The 16399-nt window shown below is 72.9% G+C and carries 13 protein-coding genes; 7 read left to right on the forward strand and 6 right to left on the reverse strand.

Features of this window, described 5'->3' with window-relative positions; all coding sequences use genetic code 11:
- Positions 1 to 141 precede the first annotated feature (141 nt).
- The 3 genes from AS97_RS14395 to AS97_RS14405 are packed head-to-tail and all read left to right on the forward strand — an operon-like array spanning position 142 to position 5011.
- Positions 142 to 1197 carry a MoxR family ATPase gene (locus AS97_RS14395; protein WP_059143451.1) on the forward strand — a complete coding sequence of 352 codons (1056 nt, stop codon included), beginning with the start codon at positions 142 to 144 and terminating at the stop codon, positions 1195 to 1197.
- Positions 1197 to 2585, forward strand: a complete 1389-nt coding sequence (locus AS97_RS14400; protein ID WP_185929987.1) for a DUF58 domain-containing protein — start codon at positions 1197 to 1199, stop codon at positions 2583 to 2585. The genes AS97_RS14395 and AS97_RS14400 overlap by 1 nt, the downstream gene beginning before the upstream one ends.
- Positions 2582 to 5011 carry a DUF3488 and transglutaminase-like domain-containing protein gene (locus AS97_RS14405; protein ID WP_086706036.1) on the forward strand — a complete coding sequence of 810 codons (2430 nt, stop codon included), beginning with the start codon at positions 2582 to 2584 and terminating at the stop codon, positions 5009 to 5011. The genes AS97_RS14400 and AS97_RS14405 overlap by 4 nt, the downstream gene beginning before the upstream one ends.
- Positions 5012 to 5363: 352 nt before the next feature.
- On the opposite strand, the gene AS97_RS14410 is transcribed toward AS97_RS14405, so the two are convergent.
- The 3 genes from AS97_RS14410 to AS97_RS14420 form a co-directional block, all read right to left on the reverse strand.
- On the reverse strand, positions 5364 to 5756 hold the full coding sequence (locus AS97_RS14410) for a DUF3040 domain-containing protein (protein WP_059143448.1): 393 nt from the start codon (positions 5754 to 5756) through the stop codon (positions 5364 to 5366).
- 271 nt (positions 5757 to 6027) lie between these two features.
- A complete protein-coding gene (locus tag AS97_RS14415; protein ID WP_210565024.1) occupies positions 6028 to 6810 on the reverse strand; it encodes a methyltransferase in 783 nt (260 codons plus the stop codon).
- A 319-nt stretch (positions 6811 to 7129) separates the two neighbouring features.
- Entirely contained in the window at positions 7130 to 7663 is a 534-nt protein-coding gene (locus AS97_RS14420) for an SAV_6107 family HEPN domain-containing protein (RefSeq protein ID WP_059143446.1), read from the reverse strand.
- 185 nt (positions 7664 to 7848) lie between these two features.
- Between AS97_RS14420 and AS97_RS14425 the strand changes: the two genes are divergently transcribed.
- The 4 genes from AS97_RS14425 (at position 7849) to AS97_RS14440 (ending at position 13369) form a co-directional block, all read left to right on the forward strand.
- On the forward strand, positions 7849 to 8709 hold the full coding sequence (locus tag AS97_RS14425; protein ID WP_210567212.1) for an ATP-binding cassette domain-containing protein: 861 nt from the start codon (positions 7849 to 7851) through the stop codon (positions 8707 to 8709).
- Positions 8681 to 10765 (forward strand): YhgE/Pip domain-containing protein, encoded by a 2085-nt coding sequence (locus AS97_RS14430; protein ID WP_210565025.1) that lies wholly within the window; start codon positions 8681 to 8683, stop codon positions 10763 to 10765. Before AS97_RS14425 ends, AS97_RS14430 begins: the two co-directional genes overlap by 29 nt.
- A gap of 35 nt (positions 10766 to 10800) precedes the next feature.
- A complete protein-coding gene (locus tag AS97_RS14435; RefSeq protein ID WP_059143443.1) occupies positions 10801 to 11421 on the forward strand; it encodes a TetR/AcrR family transcriptional regulator in 621 nt (206 codons plus the stop codon).
- A 391-nt stretch (positions 11422 to 11812) separates the two neighbouring features.
- Positions 11813 to 13369: an NAD(P)/FAD-dependent oxidoreductase gene (locus AS97_RS14440; protein WP_125759403.1), complete on the forward strand. Its 1557-nt coding sequence runs from the start codon at positions 11813 to 11815 to the stop codon at positions 13367 to 13369.
- Between the two features lie 94 nt (positions 13370 to 13463).
- On the opposite strand, the gene AS97_RS14445 is transcribed toward AS97_RS14440, so the two are convergent.
- From AS97_RS14445 to thiE, 3 genes are all read right to left on the reverse strand, one after another.
- Positions 13464 to 14453, reverse strand: a complete 990-nt coding sequence (locus AS97_RS14445; RefSeq protein WP_125759405.1) for a hypothetical protein — start codon at positions 14451 to 14453, stop codon at positions 13464 to 13466.
- A 46-nt stretch (positions 14454 to 14499) separates the two neighbouring features.
- Entirely contained in the window at positions 14500 to 15417 is a 918-nt protein-coding gene (gene metF, locus AS97_RS14450) for a methylenetetrahydrofolate reductase [NAD(P)H] (RefSeq protein WP_059143440.1), read from the reverse strand.
- Between the two features lie 173 nt (positions 15418 to 15590).
- The gene (thiE, locus tag AS97_RS14455; RefSeq protein WP_086706031.1) at positions 15591 to 16241 is read right to left on the reverse strand and encodes a thiamine phosphate synthase; all 651 of its coding nucleotides are present in this window, start codon (positions 16239 to 16241) and stop codon (positions 15591 to 15593) included.
- Between the last annotated feature and the right edge of the window lie 158 nt (positions 16242 to 16399).

Below are 16399 nucleotides of genomic sequence, written 5' to 3' on the forward strand. Positions count from 1 at the left end.
AGTGACGCGAGGCCGCGGAGACCGCAAGAATGCATAGGTGACATCGTCCCCCGCAACCACGCGGGGGACCGATGTCAGCGTTTGCGGTGGGCCGGTCCGTTCCGAGGGCAACGGCCCTGAGAACGGGCCGAGGAGGGCCGGGTGACGACCTATGACGAGCGAGCGAGCCTCAGCGATCTGACCACCACAGCGGAGCGGATCCGCCGGTCGGTGGAGGGTGTGATCGAGGGCAAGCCCGAGGTCGTACGGCTTTCGCTGACCGTGCTGCTCGCCGAGGGGCATCTGCTGATCGAGGACGTCCCGGGCGTGGGCAAGACCATGCTGGCCAAGGCGCTCGCGCGGTCCATCGACTGCTCCGTGCGGCGGATCCAGTTCACCCCGGACCTGTTGCCGTCCGACATCACCGGCGTGAGCATCTTCGACCAGCAGCGCAAGGAGTTCGAGTTCAAGCCGGGCGCCATCTTCGCCCAGATCGTGATCGGCGACGAGATCAACCGCGCCTCGCCCAAGACCCAGTCCGCGCTGCTGGAGTCGATGGAGGAGCGCCAGGTCACCATCGACGGGGAGAGCTACGAGCTGCCCAACCCCTTCATGGTGGTGGCCACGCAGAACCCGGTCGAGATGGAGGGCACCTATCCGCTGCCCGAGGCGCAGCGCGACCGCTTCATGGCCCGTGTCTCCATCGGATACCCCAGCCCGCAGGCCGAGCTGCAGATGCTGGACGTCCACGGTGGCGTCTCCCCGCTGGACGACCTGCAGCCTGTGGCGCACGCCCATGAGATCGTCAAGCTGGTCGAGGCGGTGCGCTCGGTCCATGTCGCCGAGGCCGTCCGGCGCTACGCGGTGGACCTGGTGGCCGCCACCCGCAGCCACCCCGATCTGCGGCTGGGCGCCTCGCCCCGCGCCACGCTGCATCTGCTGCGGGCCGCCAAGGCGTCGGCCGCGCTGGCCGGGCGGGAGTTCGCGCTGCCGGACGATGTGCAGTCCCTCGCCGTGGCGGTGCTGGCACACCGGCTGCTGCCCACCGCACAGGCCCAGCTGAACCGGCGCACCGCGGAGCAGGTCGTCACGGACATCGTGCAGCGCACCCCGGTGCCCACCTCCGGCTCACGCGGCGCGGGTGGCGGGATGCCCCCGATGCCGCCCATGCCCCCGGCCGACTTCGGCCGGCAGCAGCCGGGCGCGCGGAGGCTGTGATGGCCGCGGGGGGGACGGACATGGGCCCCGAGGGCCCCGGCGCCGGCGAGGACTCGGGCGGGCTGCGGGCCGCCCTCGCCGGGCTGACCACCCGCGGCCGTTCCTTCCTGGCCGCCGGGGTGGCCGCCGCGGTGTGCAGCTATGTCCTGGGCCAGGCGGATCTGCTGCGGGTCGGGCTGCTGCTGGCCGCGCTGCCTCTGGTCTGCGTGGCCGTGGTCTACCGCACCCGGTACCGGGTGGCGGGCAGCAGACGGCTCGCTCCCGCGCGGGTGCCGGCGGGCTCCGAGGCCCGGGTGCATCTGCGGATGGACAATGTCTCGCGGCTGCCCACCGGGCTGCTGATGCTCCAGGACCGGGTGCCCTACGTGCTGGGGCCGCGCCCCCGGTTCGTGCTGGACCGGGTGGAGCCGGGCGGCCGCCGCGAGGTGTCCTACCGGGTCCGCTCGGATCTGCGCGGCCGCTATCCGCTGGGCCCGCTGCAGCTGCGGCTGAGCGATCCGTTCGGGATGTGCGAGCTGACCCGCGCCTTCAGCGCCTACGACACGCTCACGGTGATCCCCCGGGTCGAGCCGCTGCCCCCGGTGCGCCTGACCGGCGAGGCCGCGGGGTACGGGGACGGGCGGCACCGCTCGCTGGCCCTGGCCGGTGAGGACGACGTCATCCCGCGCGGCTATCGCATAGGCGACGATCTGCGCCGGGTGCACTGGCGATCCACCGCGCGCTACGGGGAGCTCATGGTCCGCCGGGAGGAGCAGCCGCAGCGGGCCCACTGCACGGTGCTGCTGGACACCCGGCGTACGGCGCACTACGGCTCCGGGCCCGACTCGGCCTTCGAATGGGCGGTCTCCGGGGCGGCCTCGGCAGCGGTCCATCTGCTGGAGCGGGGCTATGCGGTCCGGCTGCTGACCGACTCCGGAAACTCGGTGCCGGGCCCGGACGGCGGAGGCGGCTTCACCGGCTCCACCCATGACTCGGCGGAGACCGCCGGGCTGATGCTGGACACCCTCGCCGTGGTGGACCACTCCGACGGCGGGGGGCTCTCGCCCGCCTTCGAGGTGCTGCGGGGCGGCGGTGAGGGGCTGCTGGTGGCCTTCCTGGGCGATCTGGACGAGGAGCAGGCGGCGACGGCCGCCCGGATGCGGCACCGCACCACGGCCGCGGTGGCGTTCGTGCTGGACGCCGCGGCCTGGTCGCGCGGGGCGGAGTTCGGGGGCACACGGGAGCTGGAGGAGCGGCTGCGGCGGCTGCGCGAGGCGGGGTGGACGGCGCTGCCGGTCGGCCCGGGGGCCTCGCTGGCACAGCTGTGGCGGCAGGCCGACGCCCAGGGCGCCACCCGGGCGGACGCCGGAGGCCCCACGATCGGCGGCATGACAGGGAGCTGGGCATGAGTGGGAGCGTTCGGCTCGCGATATGTGCGGCGCTGGCCACGGTGGCGGCGGCCTGTGCGCTGCTGCCGCTGGTGGACCCGGCGAGCTGGCTGTTGCAGGCCACCCTGTTGCTGGCGGTCCAGAGCGGGACGGGCGTGGCGGCCCGCCGGGTGCCGCTGGCCCGCCCGCTGACGGTGGCCGCGCAGGCCGTGGTGACGCTGCTGCTGCTCACCCTGGTCTTCGCACACGAGCAGGCGCTGGGCGGGGTGCTGCCGAGCCCGCAGGCCCTTCACGAGTTCGCGGTGCTGCTGCGCGACGGCGCCGACGACGTGGGGCAGTACGCGATCCCCGCGCCGCTCACCGATGGCATCCGGCTGATGCTGGTGGCCGGGGTGCTGGTGATCGGCCTGGTGGTCGACGCGCTCGCGGTGACCTACCGCAGCGCGGCCCCCGCCGGGCTGCCGCTGCTCGCGCTGTACTCGGTCGCGGCCGGCCTGTCCGACGCCGGGAGCGACTGGCTGTGGTTCCTGCTGGCGGCGGCCGGCTATCTGCTGCTGCTCCTGGCCGAGGGCCGGGACCGGCTCTCCCAGTGGGGCCGGGTGTTCAGCGGCGGCGCCCCCCGTCCGGGGGGTATGCCGCCCTCGGGCCTGGCCGGGGCCGGAGGCGCCCCGGCGCTCGCCCCGGTCCGCACCGGCCGCAGGATCGGAGTGCTGGCGCTCGGCATCGCGCTGGTGGTGCCCGCGGCGCTGCCGTCCCTGGACGGCGGACTGCTGGACCGGCAGGGCAGCGGTGGCGGGTCGGGCAGTGGCGGCGGCACGATCTCGGCGGTCAATCCGCTGGTGTCGCTGCAGGACAGCCTGAATCAGCCGGAGAACAAGGAGGTGCTGCGCTATCGCACCTCCTCACAGACCACGCAGGACCTGTATCTGCGGATCGTGGCGCTGGACCGGTTCGACGGCACCTCCTGGAAGTCGTCCGAGCGGCATGTCACCGATGTGCCCGGACAGCTTCCGTCGCCCGCCGGGCTCGGCCCCTCGGTCCGGGTCTCCTCGATCGACACCTCGATCTCGGCCGCCGACTGGTACGCGCAGAACTGGCTGCCCCTCCCCTACCCCGCGTCCAGGGTCGAGATCGACGGGCGCTGGCGCTATGAACCGGAGGGCCGCACGCTGGTCGGCGACCGCGGTCAGACCACCCGGGGCGCGCGCTACCGGGTCACCAGCCTGCTGGTGGAGCCGACGGCCGAGCAGCTGGCGGCCGCGCCCGCCCCGCCCTCGCGGCTGCGGAAGGAGTACACCGAGGTGCCGGACTCGCTGCCGTCCGTGGTGGCCAGTACGGCGCGGGAGGTGACCGCCGGCGCGTCCAACGCGTACGAGAAGGCGGTCAAGCTCCAGGACTGGTTCGCGGTGAACGGAGGATTCCGTTACGACACCGAGGTGCAGTCCGGCAGCGGCTCGGCCGCCATCGTCCGGTTCCTGAAGCAGAAGGAGGGCTTCTGCGTCCACTTCTCCTTCTCGATGGCGGCGATGGCCCGGACGCTGGGCATTCCGGCGCGGGTGGCGGTCGGGTTCACCCCCGGCACCGCCCAGGCGGACGGCTCGGTGTCGGTGGGCCTGAAGGACGCGCACGCCTGGCCCGAGCTGTACTTCGAGGGCGTGGGCTGGACCCGTTTCGAGCCCACCCCGAGCCGTGGCACCCAGCCCGACTACACGATGGAGCAGACGCCCTCGGGCAGCCCGTCCGACGAGCCGACGACCGAGCCCAGCACGACCTCCGAGCCGACGGCCGCCCCGACCGCCTCCGACAGCTGCTCCCTGGAGATGAAGAAGCTGGGCACCTGTGGAGGTGCCGCGGCCCAGCAGCCGGACAACGGCGCCTCGGGCGGCGGCTGGTCGGCGACCAAGGTCACCAGCTGGAGTTCGCTGGCGGTGCTGCTGGCCGTGGTGCCGCTGCTGCCCATGCTGTGGCGGCGGCGGATACGGACCCGCAGACTGGACGGCTCGGGCGGGCGCACCGAGCAGGACGCCGCCGACCGGGTCCTCGCCGCATGGCGTGAACTCACGGATTCGGCCTGGGACTTCGGCGTGCTGCCGGACGACTCGCTGACCTCGCGCAGGGCGGTGGCCCGCATGGTGCGGATCGCCGACCTCGACGACGATTCGGCCCGGGCGGCGCAGCGGGTGGCCGAGGCGGTCGAGCAGGTGCTGTACGCACCGCAGCCGCGCCCGTTCGCGGGCGTCGCGGACGACGTCCGGCAGGTGCTGTCCGGATTCCAGGCCAAGGCGGGGCGGCGGGAGCGGCTGCGGGCGCTGCTGGCCCCGCGGTCCGCGGCTCAACTGGCGTGGGCGTGGGGACAGCGCTGGTCCGCGCTGGTCCAGCGGTGGGGAGCCCCCCGCTGGGCCCGCTGGGCCTCCCAGCTCCGGCCCCCGCGCGGCCAGGGGAGCTGACCTCGGGGCGGCCTGACCTTCGAGCGGCCCTGAGCCCTTGCGGCTGAGCCCCGCCACTGAGGCCCCCGCGGCGCGCGCGGGGGCTCAGGCCGCTCGGGCACGCCACGGGGGCTCAGGGCCGCCCAGGCTCGTTCCAGGGCCCTGCGGGGGCCAGGGCCGAGCCCAGGGTCCAGGACGCGGTTGCGGGGCTGGGAGCGGGTTGCAGACCCGGGACACGGTCGCGGGCCCAGGACACGGTTGCTGGGCTGGGGCACGTCTTAAGGGCTACGGCCCGCCCGGAAGGGCTATCGCACGGTTGAGGGGCGGTCGCCAGTCGGCGACCGCCCCTCAACCGCTCATCCAAGAATTATTCTCAGTGGCCCTGCTCATCGCGGCGACGCTGCCACCGCTCCTCGATACGCGCCATCATCGAACGGCGCTGACGGGCCTGACGGCGGGGAGCCGCCCCGCCGCCGCCCTGCGCCTCACCGGGTTTGGGAGCCTTGCGCCAGCCGGTCACCGCGAGCACCGCACATCCCAGCATGATCAGGAAGCCCACCACGCTGATCCAGATCTGGGGGACGATCACTCCGACCATGAGGAGTGCGATGCCCACCAGAAAACCCGCGACCGCCTGGTAGACCCGTCGCCGGGTGTACGTGCGCAGACCGCTTCCCTCAAGCGCTGTCGCGAACTTGGGATCTTCGGCGTACAACGCTCGCTCCATTTGCTCGAGCATGCGCTGCTCGTGCTCCGAGAGCGGCACGGAGTCCTCCTACTCGTCGGTCGCGGGGGGCGACCGGGTGCGACCCTTTCAGGATAGGCAGGGAATCGCCCCCGTGAAACCCGCCCCTCAACGCCAATTCGCCCACCCCCACGGGCGTGGCGAAAGTTGACGCTGAGACGTCCATTCCCCTCCCGCCGATTGGCCATGCCGGACGGTGTACTCCGATCATACGGGGCCTGGCGTCCAATCGGGTCTCCTGTGGCCGACTCCACCTGCGCCGCCCGTCGTCCGGTGGGGCAGGAGGAGCCGCTCAGTCCCGCTCGGCGAGAACGTGCAGCTGAGTGGCGACGGAGCGGAAGGCGGGCAGCCCGGCGGCGGCCTCCTCCAGCTGCAACAGGGCGTCCAGCGCCCCGGGCTCGGTGTCCACGAGCACTCCGGGGACCAGATCGGCGAAAACCCGCACCCCGTGCACCGCGGCGATCTCCAGACCGGCCGCCTCCACCAGCTCGGACAGCTGGTCGGCGGTGAAGCGGCGCGGCATCGGGTCTCCGGAGCCCCAGCGGCCCTCGGGGTCAGTAAGCGCTTGCCGGGCCTCGGTGAAGTGACCGGCCAGGGCGCGGGCCAGCACGGCACCGCCCAGGCCCGCCGCGAGCACGCTGAGGGTTCCGGCGGGGCGCAGGGCCGCCGCCGCGTTCCGCAGGCCCTCGGCGGGGTCGTCCACGTACTCCAGCACGCCATGGCAGAGCACCACGTCGTAACTGCCCCGCTCGACCACGTCGAAGAGCCCGTGGGCATCGCCCTGGACTCCACGCACCCGGTCGGCCACCCCGGCCTCGGCGGCCCGCCGCTCCAGCGCGAACAGGGCGTTCGGACTCGGGTCGACCACGGTGACGCGATGGCCGAGACCGGCCACGGGAACGGCGAAATTGCCGCTGCCGCCGCCGGTGTCCAGGACGTCCAGCGCACCGTGCACGGCCCCGCCCTCGGCGGCCTCCCGGTCCGTGGCCTTGGCCCGCCGTTCCAGGGCGTCCTTCAGGACCTCCCAGACCACGGCGGTACGGAGGGACGCACGGGGGCGCTGCGGGTCTGACACGGCGGGTGGCTCCTCGGCGCGGTGCCGCCACCGCCCGGAGGCGGCGACGACGGCTTACTGACGTCGGCGGTCCCAGCCTATTGCCTCCGTGGGGCGGGGCGCGCCGAGGCGGCCGGCCCCACCGGGCCTCAGCGGATACCGGACGGACAGCGGCCGGCGCCCCAGCGGTACCCGGCGGACGGCGGACGAGCGGACGGCGGACGAGCGGACGGCGGACGAGCGGATACCGGACGGCGCTCCAGCCGATGCCGCATCGCGCCCCAGCGGACACCGGCCCGCGCCGGGGCGGCCACCGGGTCATCTCTCACGCTCCCGACTCTCACGCTCCCGACGGGCCCGGCTCGTCACCCGGTGGGGCCTGGTGGGGCAGGGTCGGCTGCAGCATCAGCATGCGCTCCACCAGCCGCAGGAACATCGCGGTGGCACGCAGCAGATCGTCCGCGTCCCGCCGGCTCGCGGCGCCCTGTATCCCCGCCTCGGCGCGGGCCCGGCGCTCGGCGCCGGAGGCGAACAGCGCGCTCCACTCGGCCAGTTCGGGAGCGACCTCCGGCAGGACCTCCCAGGCGCTGCGGATCCGGGCGCGGCGGCGCGCGGTGGACTCGGGGCGGCCGCGCACGGCGAGCACGGCGGCGGCCGTGCGCAGGGCGGCCAGATGCGCGGTCGCAAAGCGCTCGTTGGCGGTCTCGAGCGCGGCGGCCTCCTCCAGACCCTGATGGGCCTGGGTGAGCAGACCGGCCGCGGCGGGCGGGGCGGACGCGCGGCGCAGCACGGGGTGGACATCGGTCGCGGGGCCGGTCAACGAGGGGGCAGGGGCGGCGGCACGGTGCCGGCGCGCTGCGGCGGTACTGGCCATGACGAACCTCCTGTCGTCGCGTGGCGGCCGGTCGTGTGGTAGAGCGACCGCCGTATGGGGCCATCGTGGGGCACACCACTGACAATCGGCTCTGACCAGCGCGAACGACCCCGACGCCCCGCCTGGCCCCGCCATACTCCATACTGTTTTTGCACTGACCAGTCAGTTCAAAAATCAAGGAAGTGATGTGCGTGGGGGGCACCCCAGAAGCGGAGACCGGGGCGGCGGTGACGGCCGAGGGGCTCGGTGTCAGGGGGTCGCACGGCTGGGCGTTCCGCGGTGCCGACATCGCCGCCGACTCCGGTGCGCTGATCGCGATCGAGGGCCCGTCCGGCTCGGGCCGCACCTCCCTGCTGCTGACGCTCACCGGCCGGATGCGCCCCACCGAGGGACACGGCGTGGTCGGGAGCTTCCGGGTTCCCCAACAGATGGCGCGCATACGCCGGATCAGCGCGCTCGCCCACGTACCGGGTGTCATTGAGCTCGATCCAGTGCTCACGGTCACCGAGCATCTGCGGGAGCGGGCCCTGCTGCGGCGCCGGTTCGCCGACTCCCCGCGCGGGCTGCTGCGTCGGCGCTGTGAGCGGGCCGCCGCGTCCCGGGCCGGCATCGACGCGGCCCTCACGGCCGCCGGGTTGGACCTCGACACGCTGCCCAAGGGGCCGCGTACGGCCGTACGGGACCTGGAGCGGCTGGAGACGTTGCGGCTGTCGATCGCGCTCGCGCTCATCGCCCGGCCGCGGCTGCTGGCCGTCGACGACGCCGACATGAAGCTCTCGGACGCCGAACGCGAGCGCGCCTGGGCGCTGCTGCGGGAGATCGCGGAGGGCGGCACCACGGTCCTCGCGGTGTGCAGCCAGGCCCCGGCCGACGCGGTCGTGGTCCGGACCGCGAGGAAGAGCCCGGCTGAACAGAGCCAGGAGAGCCAGAAGGCCGACGCGGACGCCTCCGCCACTCCCGCCGGACACGAGGCCGGACACGAGGCCGGACACGACGAGAACGAGAAGGGGGCGGCGGATGCGCTCGCCGAAACTCGCCGCGCTTGAGCTGAAGCGGTTCGGGAGGGGGAAGCTGCCACGTGCGGCGCTGGCCGCCCTGCTCCTGCTGCCGCTGCTCTACGGTGCGCTGTACCTGTGGTCCTTCTGGGACCCGTACGGCAAGCTGGACAAGATCCCGGTGGCCCTCGTCAACGCGGACACCGGCGCCACCGTGAAGGGCGACCGCCTCACCGCGGGCGACGACATCAGCGGCAAGCTGCTCGACAGCAAGACCTTCGACTGGCACCGCACAAGCGCCGCCGAGGCCCGTAAGGGCGTCGCGAACGGCACGTACTACCTGTCGCTGACCGTGCCCTCGGACTTCAGCCGGCAGATCGCCACCAGCTCCGGGAAGTCCCCGGAGACCGGCGCCCTCAAGGTGCGCACCAATGACGCCAACAACTACATCGTCGGCCAGATCTCCCGCTCGGTCTTCTCCGAGGTGCGCGCCGCGGCCTCCACCAAGGCATCCCGCGGCTTCTACGACAACATCTTCATCTCCTTCGCCGATATCCACGGCGAGACGGAGAAGGCCGCCAAGAGCGCCGACAAGCTCGGTAAGGGCATCGGCAAGGCCAAGAAGGGCGCGGACGACCTCGCCAAGGGCCTGGCCAAGGCCAAGAAGGGCAGCCGCGATCTGAAGTCCGGGCTCGGCACGCTCTACCAGGGCTCCGGGACGCTCAAGACCGGCGCGGGCGGGGTCGCCGACGGCACCCAGTCGCTGTCGGACAAGGTCAACGACGTGGCGGCCAAGGTGCGCCCGTTCCTCAAGGAGCACGGCAAGGAGATCGGGGACGTCTCCCAACTGGTCGCCGACGCCTCCCAGAAGGCGTCCGACAGCCTCGACACCCTGCCCGAGACGACCGCCACGGCGGCCACCAGGGCCCGTAAGGCGTCCGACGGCCTCGCCGCCGACTACCGGACCCGCTGCGAGGGGGCGGTGCCCCCAGACCCGGACTGTCCCGCGCTCAAGAAGTCGGTGGCGGCGGCCGACACCGCCGCCGATGTGGCCGAGGACGTCAACAAGCTGGTGCAGGACCACACCACCCAACTCGACGCCCTCGGCGGTCATCTGGACGATCTGCACGACCAGGCGCTCTGGCTCGCGCGGAACGCCCCGCACCTGGGCACCGACCTCGACACCGCCGTACGGAAGGTCAACGCCCTCAACTCCGGGGCACAGAAGGTCGCCAAGGGCGCCGGAACCCTGCACACCGGGCTGAGCACCGCCAAGACCGGCGCCTCCGACCTCGACAGCGGCGTCGGTAAGGCGCGCGGCGGCGCGGACACCCTGGGCGGCGGGATGTTCCGGCTCGTCGACGGCTCGGGCAAGCTCTCCGGCGGGCTGCACGACGGCGCCGACAAGATCCCCGACTACGGCAAGCAGGACCGGGACGCCCGGACCGAGGTGATGGCGGATCCGGTGCGGCTGGTCAACCAGGCACTGCACAAGGCGCCCAACTACGGCACCGGTTTCGCCCCGTACTTCATCCCGCTCTCCCTGTGGGTGGGCGCGATGGTGGCCTACATGCTGATCCAGCCGCTGAACAAGCGCGCGCTCGCGGTGGGTGCCTCCTCCTGGCGGATCGCGTTCGCGGGCTGGCTGCCGGTCGCCGCGATCGGTGTGTTCCAGACGCTGGCCCTGATGGCGGTGTTGCACTGGGCGATCGGCCTGCAGATGGCGCGGGCCGCGGGCACCCTCGGCTTCCTGATGCTGGTGACGGCCTGTTTCGCGGCGATCGTGCAGTGGCTGAACGCCCGCTTCGGACCGGCCGGCCGGATCCTGGTGCTGGCCCTGCTGATGCTCCAGCTGACCTCGGCGGGCGGCACCTATCCGGTGCAGACCAGTCCGCGCTTCTTCAACGCCATCCACCCCTTCCTGCCCATGACGTACGTGGTGGACGGGCTGCGCCGGCTCATCACCGGCGGCGGGCTCGGCCCGGTCTGGCTGGCCTGTGGGGTGCTCCTCGGATTCAGCGTGGCGGCCCTGGCGCTCACCGCGTGGTCCGCGCGGCGCCGGCAGGTGTGGTCGGTGGACCGGCTGCATCCGGAGCTGAGCCTGTGAGCGGCATAACATCAACAACGGGCAGAATCGGCGCCATGGACAGCAGCAGCACGCGCCGCCAGGCCACACGCCAGAAACTCTTCGAGGCAGCGGTGACCCTCATCGCCGAACAGGGCTTCTCCTCCACCACCGTGGACGAGATCGCCGAGCGGGCCGGGGTGGCCAAGGGCACGGTCTACTACAACTTCGCCAGTAAGACCGTGCTCTTCGAGGAGCTGCTGCAGCACGGCATCGAGCTGCTGACCGCATCCCTCCAGAGCGCCGCCGACGAGAACGCCGAGCGCGGCGGCAGCCATGTGGACGCGCTGGACGCCATGGTCCGGGCCGGGCTGGACTTCATCTCCCGCTATCCGTCGCTGACCCAGCTGTACGTGGCCGAGCTGTGGCGCACCAACCGCGCCTGGCAGTCCACCTTGATGATGGTCCGGCAGCGGGCCATAGCGGTGATCGAGGCCGAGCTGCGGGCCGGGGTGGCCGCGCACGAGTTCAGCGGGGAGATCGATATCCCGCTGACGGCGTCGGCGCTGTTCGGGATGGTGCTGGTGGCCGCGCTGGACTGGCAGTCCTATCAGCCGGAGCGGTCGCTGGAGGATGTGCACGCGGCACTGTCGCGGCTGCTGCAGGGCCGCGTCGGCGGGACCGTGGCCTCCGGATAGCCGGCCGCGCCTCCGGATGGCCCGGTGTGGCGGGCGGATCGGCGCCCCCGGGTACACGCAGAAGGCGCTGTTCCGGCAGATCGACTCTCGTCGAGCTGACCGGAACAGCGCCTCCCCCCGTAACTCCCCCGTACTTCCCCCGTTGGAGGCTCCAGGTCCTGGAGACTCCCGGTGACTCCCACCTTTCGTCCGGGCCGCCGCGCCGTTCCGCCGCCCCGTGCCGGCGGTGCGGCGCGCGGCCCTTCCGTATGCACCACTCTCTCGTCCCCGCAGGTGGTGGCCCATCCGCGCGACTACTCATCTCCCCGGCTGAGTACGCGTACTCAGGTCTGCGCGCTCGTCCCCAGGCGCGGTGCCCCGGCTGTCGGTGGGGGCGGATAAAGTCGCGGTCATGGCACGGATTGTGGTGATCGGCTCCGGGATGGGCGCCATGGCGGCGGCCGCCCGGCTGGCCGTGGCGGGCCACCGGGTGGTGGTGTACGAGCGCGGGCGGACCCATGGCGGCGGGGTCGGCCGCTTCGCGCGGGACGGATTCCGCTTCGACACCGGCCCGGGGCTGCTGCACCTGCCCGCTGTCTACCGCGATCTGTTCGTGAAGACCGGCAAGCAGACCCTGGAGCAGAGCGTCGAGCTCATCCAGGTCGACCCGGCGAGCCGGCATCTCTTCGCCGACGGCACGGATGTCCGGCTGCCCAATGCCTCGCGGGCCGGGGTGCTCCAGGCGCTGGACGGCGCCTTCGGCGCGGGCGCGGGCGAGCGCTGGAGCGATCTGGTCAACCGGGCGCGCGAGGTGTGGGACGCCACCCGCAGGCCGCTCCTGGAGGAGCCACTGCGCGCCGACTGGCGGGTCCTGGGCCGCGATCCCTATCCGGCCGCCCCTGTGCGCCGCGGGCGGCTCGGCGGCCTGTTCGGCCGGGGCGGTGCCGACGAGTCGCCCACGCTCGCCGGGGTGGCCCGCCGTGAGCTGAAGGATCCGCGTGCCGTGGCCCTCCTGGAGAGTCATGCGCTGGCGCACGGCCTCGACCCGCGCTCCGCCCCGGCCGCGGCCACCGTGCTGCCCTATATCGAGCAGACGTTCGGCACCTGGTATGTGCGCGGGGGCATGCGGGCGCTCGCCGATGCCCTCCATGAGCGCTGCCGTCAGCGGAAGGTCGAGTTCCACTTCGGCGCCGAGGTCACCGGCATCGTGGAGAAGGACGGCCGCGCGGCGGGCGTGGAGCTGGCCGACGGCACTGTCGCGGAGGCCGACGCGGTGGTCTCGGGCATCGACCCCGCCCTGCTGCTCCCACTGCTCGGCGGGCAGGCGCCCTGGCGGGAGGGGGATGTGCGGCCGGAGCCCGGCGCGGGCGACGGCACGCCGGGGCGGCTGACCGTCTTTCTGGCGCTGCGCGACGCCCGCCCCGAGGACACCGCACACCGCACCGTGGTCCATGCCCCGGACCGGGAGGCGGAGTTGGCCGCCGTCTTCGGCGACGGAAGCGGGCTCCGCGAGCCCTGCCCCCACCCCACGGTCACCGTCTTGCGCCCGGACGACCCCACGGTGCGCCCGGACGAGGAGCACGAGGCCGTCACCCTCACCGCCGCCGTCGCCCCGCACGGCCCGGTGGACTGGACGGACGGCGCGGCGGCGGAGCAGGACGCCCAGCGGCTGATCACGGCAGCCGAGGCCGCGATACCGGGGCTGCGGGACCGGATGCTGTGGCATGAGGTCCGCACACCCGCCGACACCGGGGCGGAGACGGGCGCCAGGGGCGGCGCCGTGCCGGCCCCGGTGCTCGCCGGGGCGGACGGCGCGTTTCTGCGGCCCGCCAATGTCACCCGGCTCCCGGGCCTGTATCTGGTGGGCGGCTGGGCCCATCCGGGCGGCGGGCTCGCCCACGCCGGGATGTCGGGCGCGCTGGCGGCCGGGCTGATCGTCGAGGGCGAGGACTGGCGCGGCTCCCAGTAGAGCGGCTCCACGAAACACGTGAGCCCGCTCCCGGGGAGCGGGCTCATCTGGCAGCAGGGCTCAGCAGCGCTGTCGACGCAGAAGCGCTGCCGGCTCAGTAGCGGTACTGCTCGTCGAAGCCCTGGGGGTAGCCCTGACCCTGGGCCTGGCCCTGTTGCTGCTGGTACGGGTACGCCTGCTGGTCCGGCGCCGGCGCGGCGTCGCCTTCGCGCTGCTGCGGCACCCAGGGCCCGCCGGACTGCGTCACGTCGTACGCCGGGTCCGGCGAGGGGTAGGAGGCGTCGGCCGCCCAGTGGTCGCCGCCGTAGGCCCCGCCGCCGTACGGATCCTGCTGGCCGTAGGCCGCGTACTGGTCGGCGTACTGCTGCTGGCCGTAACCCTGCTGGTCGTAACCCTGCTGCTCATAGGGCTGGGCCTGGGGCTGGGGCTGGGCGCCGCCGTACGGGTCCTGGCCGTAGGCCGCGTACGCCTCGTTCCCGTAGCCGTACTGCCCGCCCTGGCCCATCTGGTCCGCGTAGACATCCTGGCCGTAGTTCTGGCCCTGCCCCTGGCTGTGGTCCTGCTGCGCGCCATAGCCCCCGTACGTCTCGTACGCGCTGTAGCCACCGGCCGCATCGGCACTGTACGCGCCCGCGGCCGGAGTGAAGGCCGACGGCTCCTCGTAGACGCCGTACTCACCGGTGTCATCGGGCAGCGGCTGCGGCTGGTACGCGGGCGGCTCCGGCTGCGCCGCCGGGACCGCCTCCAGGTCGGACACCTCGAGGATCGGCTCCTTGTCCGCGTCGTCCGGCCGGGGACTGCGCACCTCGCGGCCGAGCAGCCCGGGCAGCCCGCCGCTCAGCGCCCACCCCGCGGCGAAGCCGCGCCGGAAGGAGAGCGTCACATACGTCTGGCCTATGGCGAAGGCGATCGCCCCCGCCCCGATCACCGGAACCGACGGGATCAGCACGCCGACGACCACGCCCAGAAATCCGACGAAGGCCAGCAGCCGCCAGCGCAGCCGCGCCTTGTACTGCAGGAGGACCTCCCCCAGCAGCCACAGCGCGACGACGCCGAAAGCGATGTAGAGGACCGTCCAGCCCATGCCCGCCCCTCTCAATGCGGCCGCCCGTCGGCTGCCGTCATCAGGATCAGGACCGCTGATGCAGTCCCAGATTCTCGTAGATTTCCAGCGTCGCCGGGGAGTGGTTCAGGGTGATGAAGTGCAGCCCGGGGATCTCCTCGGCCATCAACCGCGCGCACACCTCTGTGGCGTAGTCGATTCCGATCGAGCGTACAGCCGCCGGGTCGTCTTTCACCGCCAGAATCCGTTCAGCCAGTTCGGGCGGGAACGCGGCATTGCTGAGCTGCGCGAAACGCTCGATCTGCTTGACGTTCGTGACGGGCATGATCTCAGGGATGATCGGTGTCGTACAGCCCGCCGCGGCGACCCGGTCGCGCAGCCGCAGATAGTCCTCGGGGTAGAAGAACATCTGCGTGATGGCGAAGTCGGCGCCCGCGCGGCACTTGTCGATGAAGTGACGGATGTCGGTGTCCCAGTCCGCCGAGCGGGGGTGCATCTCGGGGAACGCGGCCACGCCGACGCAGAAGTCGCCGGACTCCTTGATCAGCCGGACCAGCTCGACGGCGTAGTTGAGGCCGTCCGGGTGCCGGACCCACTCCCCCGTGGGGTCGCCCGGCGGATCGCCGCGCAGGGCCAGCATGTTCCGGATCCCGGCATCGGCGTACTGCCCGATGACGTTGCGCAGGTCGGCCCGGGAGTGGTTGACGGCGGTCAGATGGGCGACGGGGGTGAGCGTGGTGTCCGTCGCGATGCGCTCGGTGACGCGCACGGTGCCCTCACGGGAGGAACCGCCGGCTCCGTAGGTCACGGAGACGAAGGTGGGCGAGACGGCTTCCAGCCTGCGGATGGCGTTCCACAGCGTCTGCTCGCCCTTCGCCGTCTTGGGGGCGAAGAATTCGAAGGAATACGACTGCTCGCCCGATGCGAGCAGATCGCGCACGGTACGGGCGCGATCGGTCCTGGTGGAAGCGGTGCCTAGGGCCATACGAGCAGGCTATCCACCCGGCTCGGCTACGCCCACCCGACCCCGGAGATTTGGGGGTTTTGCCAGCTTTCTGTCCGCAGTGCGGACAGCTCGGCGCCCCCTCGACCGGCGGACGGGCCGGGTCGGATGAAAACCGGGTGAAAGCCAGGTGAAGAGCCGGGGCCGGGCTCCGGTCAGGCCGCGCGCACCCGCTTGGCCAGTTCCGCCGTCGCCGCCGCCGGGTCGTCGGCGGCCGTGATGGCCCGGACCACGACGATGCGGCGGGCGCCCGCTTCCAGGACCTGATCCAGGTTGGAGGCGTCGATTCCGCCGATGGCGAACCACGGCCGCTCGGTGCCGAGCGCCGCGGCGTGACGCACCAGGGGCAGCCCGGGGGCGTGGCGGCCCGGCTTGGTGGGGGTGGGCCAGCAGGGGCCGGTGCAGAAGTAGTCCACACCGGGCTGGACGGCCGCCGCGTCCACCTCGGCCTCCGCATGGGTGGAGCGCCCGATCAGCACGTCCGCGCCGAGGATCGCGCGCGCCGCGGGCACCGGCAGATCGCCCTGGCCCAGATGGAGCACATCCGCGCCGATGGCATGTGCGACATCGGCGCGGTCGTTGACGGCGAGCAGCTTTCCGTGGCGGCGGCAGGCGTCCGCGAAGACCTGGAGGTGCTCCAGCTCCTCGGCCGCCTCCATCCCCTTCTCCCGGAGCTGGACGATGTCCACCCCTGCCGCCAGGACGGCGTCCAGGAACTCCGGCAGGTCGCCCTGGCGCTTCCGTGTGTCGGTGCACAGATAGAGGCGGGCCTCGGCCAGCTGCTCATGAGCGGTGGCGGTGGACATGGTTCGGTACCCCCGGAGGGTCGGCGGCGTACGGGCCGTGCGCGAAGCCCGGCCCGTACGCCGGGTACGACAACGTGCGACTAGGTGCGGCTAGGTGCGATGACATGCGACTACGTGCCACTGCGCGCGACACGGACGGCGTAAGCGCGAGAGCGGCC

The sequence above is a fragment of the Streptomyces sp. AgN23 genome, assembly GCF_001598115.1.
Classification (GTDB): Bacteria; Actinomycetota; Actinomycetes; order Streptomycetales; family Streptomycetaceae; genus Streptomyces; species Streptomyces antimycoticus.

Bases quoted from the DNA above. Each gene is read 5' to 3' on its own strand.
- AS97_RS14400 (WP_185929987.1), top strand. From the start codon at position 1,197: ATGGCCGCGGGGGGGACGGACATGGGCCCCGAGGGCCCCGGCGCCGGC.
- AS97_RS14445 (WP_125759405.1), bottom strand. From the start codon at position 14,453: ATGGGCTGGACGGTCCTCTACATCGCTTTCGGCGTCGTCGCGCTGTGG.
- thiE (WP_086706031.1), bottom strand. From the start codon at position 16,241: ATGTCCACCGCCACCGCTCATGAGCAGCTGGCCGAGGCCCGCCTCTAT.
- AS97_RS14405 (WP_086706036.1), top strand. From the start codon at position 2,582: ATGAGTGGGAGCGTTCGGCTCGCGATATGTGCGGCGCTGGCCACGGTG.
- AS97_RS14420 (WP_059143446.1), bottom strand. From the start codon at position 7,663: ATGGCCAGTACCGCCGCAGCGCGCCGGCACCGTGCCGCCGCCCCTGCC.
- AS97_RS14430 (WP_210565025.1), top strand. From the start codon at position 8,681: ATGCGCTCGCCGAAACTCGCCGCGCTTGAGCTGAAGCGGTTCGGGAGG.
- metF (WP_059143440.1), bottom strand. From the start codon at position 15,417: ATGGCCCTAGGCACCGCTTCCACCAGGACCGATCGCGCCCGTACCGTG.
- AS97_RS14440 (WP_125759403.1), top strand. From the start codon at position 11,813: ATGGCACGGATTGTGGTGATCGGCTCCGGGATGGGCGCCATGGCGGCG.
- AS97_RS14435 (WP_059143443.1), top strand. From the start codon at position 10,801: ATGGACAGCAGCAGCACGCGCCGCCAGGCCACACGCCAGAAACTCTTC.
- AS97_RS14425 (WP_210567212.1), top strand. From the start codon at position 7,849: ATGTGCGTGGGGGGCACCCCAGAAGCGGAGACCGGGGCGGCGGTGACG.